The organism is Micrococcus sp. LASM2_SD2 (assembly GCF_057364565.1).
In genome coordinates this window covers 1-2289 of record NZ_JBNFOB010000299.1, presented here as the reverse complement: position 1 = coordinate 2289, position 2289 = coordinate 1, and the positions used below count along the sequence as shown (strand labels likewise).

Genomic DNA, 2289 nt, shown 5'->3' with positions numbered 1-2289 from the left:
CCCCCGGTCTGCCGCAGCCCCTCGCGCCGTCCGTCCACACCCGCCCGCCGCCGCTCCACGAGCACGTCGGTCACCCCCTCGGTCCGCACCAGCGGTGCCAGCGGACCGAACCCGGACAGCTCGTCCGCCAGCAGCCGCGCCCGCTCCCCGGCCTGCCCCGGTGTCAGCCCGGAGCCGTCCTCCTCCGCCACGGCCGCCACCGCCTGGCGGCAGCCCTCACCGGTCGGCTCCCCGTCCTTCCCGACGACGGCCGCCTCCCCGTCGTCGTGTTCCCTCGCCTGCCGCTCGGCCAGCCAGGATCGCGCCCGGCTCAGCCAGTCGGGCGGCTCCACAGACGTCGCCGCCCCGGGTGAGGCCGCGTCCGCGGTGAGCGGAGAGGCGGAGGCGAGGGTGCCGTCGTCGAGGGTCATAAGGGGCACGGGACCAGGCATGCGAGCACGGCCCAGCCGGCCGACGAGGTCCCGCGGCAGCAGGGCACGGTGCGGGCGGGCGACGACGGGGGGCTCGGGCAGGAAGGGACGCATGTCCCCAGTCCAGCGGCCCACGGCCGGCCCGGGGCCGGCACGGGCGAATCTGTGGACCCAGGGCCGCCCTCCGGCGCCCTGTGCAGGAGAGGTCAGCCGGAGACGGGCCGGCGGGTCTGGGCGTCCACCACCACGGACGTGTCCCACGCGGTGTCCCAGTCCAGCAGGTGCAGGACGCGGTCCAGGATCGCGGCGGTGACGCCCCAGACGAACCGGCCCTGCACCCCGAATCCGGGGGTGATGCCGGTGCGGCCGCCGGGACGGGCCACCACGAACCGGTTCTCCGGCGCCACGAGGTCCGCCACGGGCACGCGGAACACGGCGGTCGCCTCGGCCCGGTCCACCACGGCCACCCGCGAGGGCTCGCGCCACCAGCCGATCACCGGGTGGATGACGTAGCCGGACACGGACACCGGCAGGGGCGGGAGCACGCCGATGACCTCCACGCCGGCCGGGTCCAGACCGGTCTCCTCCTCGGCCTCACGCAGGGCGGTGGCCACCACGTCCGCGTCCTCCGGGTCGCAGCGGCCGCCCGGAAAGGCGACCTGGCCGGCGTGCTTGCGCAGGGTGGCGGCACGCTGGGTGAGCAGGACGTCCACGTCCGGGTGGACGGCGTCGGAGCGGTGCTCGGCCGGGACGTCGTCCAGGGAGCCGAACAGGATCAGCACCGCCGACGGGCGGGCGTCCTCCACGGTGGGCCAGCGGAAGCCCCAGGTGCGGTCCGCGGCGTCCGGGATGCGGGTCAGCGACGCCGGGTCTTCGCCCGACGCCGTGACGGCCGTCCCGTGGTCCGCCACCAGGTCCTGCAGGGCACGGCGGGCGTCGTCCAGCGTGGGTCGGGCGGCGGAGGTGGTCATGCCACCACCGTAGTGGGCGGCCCGGATAGGCTCGGGACATGGACCTCGGCACCGCATCCGGCACCGCTCCCGGCCCCGCCACCACCGCCGACCTGGCGGACGGGCCGCTGGACGTCGCGGTCGTCGGTGCGGGCCAGTCCGGACTGGCCTGCGGGTACTTCCTGCAGCGGTGGGCCCGGGACGTGGAACGCGGCCGCGAGGAAGGGCTGGCCCCGCGCTTCGCGCTGTTCGACTCGTCCGCCGAGCCCGGCGGCTCCTGGCCGCACCACTGGCCGTCCCTGCGCCTGTTCTCCCCCGCCGACCATTCCTCTCTCCCCGGCCGCCGCATGCCCGGCACCGGCGGTGAGAACCCGGACGCCGGCCACGTGGTGGAGTACCTCGCCGACTACGAGGACCGCTACGACCTGCCGGTCCGCCGGGGCGCCCGGGTCGCCGAGGTCTCCCGGCGGGACGACCGGCTCTTCGTCCTGGAGGACGACGACGGCCGCCGCCTCGCCCTGTCCCGCGCCGTGGTCTCGGCGACCGGGTCCTTCACCCGCCCCTTCGTGCCGGCGATCCCCGGCGCCGCCGACTTCTCGGGACGGCAGGTCCATTCCTCCGCCTACACGGGTCCGGAGGACTACGCGGACAGGCGGGTGCTGGTGATCGGCGGCGGCAACTCGGGGGCGCAGGTCGCCGCAGACCTGCACGGTGCGGCCGCCTCCGTCACCTGGGCGACGCTGCGCCCGCCGCGGTTCATGCCGGACGACGTGGACGGCAGCGTGCTCTTCCGGCTGGCCTCCGCACGCGTGCTCGGGCGCGAGACAGAGCAGGTGGGCACCCCCGGCGAGGACCGTCGGGGGACATCGTGGCGGTGCCGCCCGTGCGGGCGGCCGGACGCCGGGCCCTGGACGCCGTCCCACGCCGAG

Annotated in this window: 2 protein-coding genes and 1 pseudogene; 1 reads left to right on the top strand and 2 read right to left on the bottom strand. The window is 76.6% G+C overall.

Annotated elements, in window-relative coordinates:
* Both AC2W7A_RS11670 and AC2W7A_RS11665 read right to left on the bottom strand, forming a co-directional pair.
* Positions 1–524 (bottom strand): annotated as a pseudogene (locus AC2W7A_RS11670) (hypothetical protein); the annotation flags it as partial.
* A gap of 92 nt (positions 525–616) precedes the next feature.
* Positions 617–1381 carry an NUDIX hydrolase gene (locus AC2W7A_RS11665; RefSeq protein WP_485991490.1) on the bottom strand — a complete coding sequence of 255 codons (765 nt, stop codon included), beginning with the start codon at positions 1379–1381 and terminating at the stop codon, positions 617–619.
* Positions 1382–1419: 38 nt separating this feature from the next.
* Here AC2W7A_RS11665 and AC2W7A_RS11660 point away from each other — a divergent pair.
* A partial coding sequence (locus AC2W7A_RS11660; protein ID WP_485991489.1) for an NAD(P)-binding domain-containing protein occupies positions 1420–2289 on the top strand: 870 nt, incomplete at its 3' end.

Coding starts and splice junctions, on each gene's coding strand:
- AC2W7A_RS11665 (WP_485991490.1), bottom strand. CDS start 1,381: ATGACCACCTCCGCCGCCCGACCCACGCTGGACGACGCCCGCCGTGCC.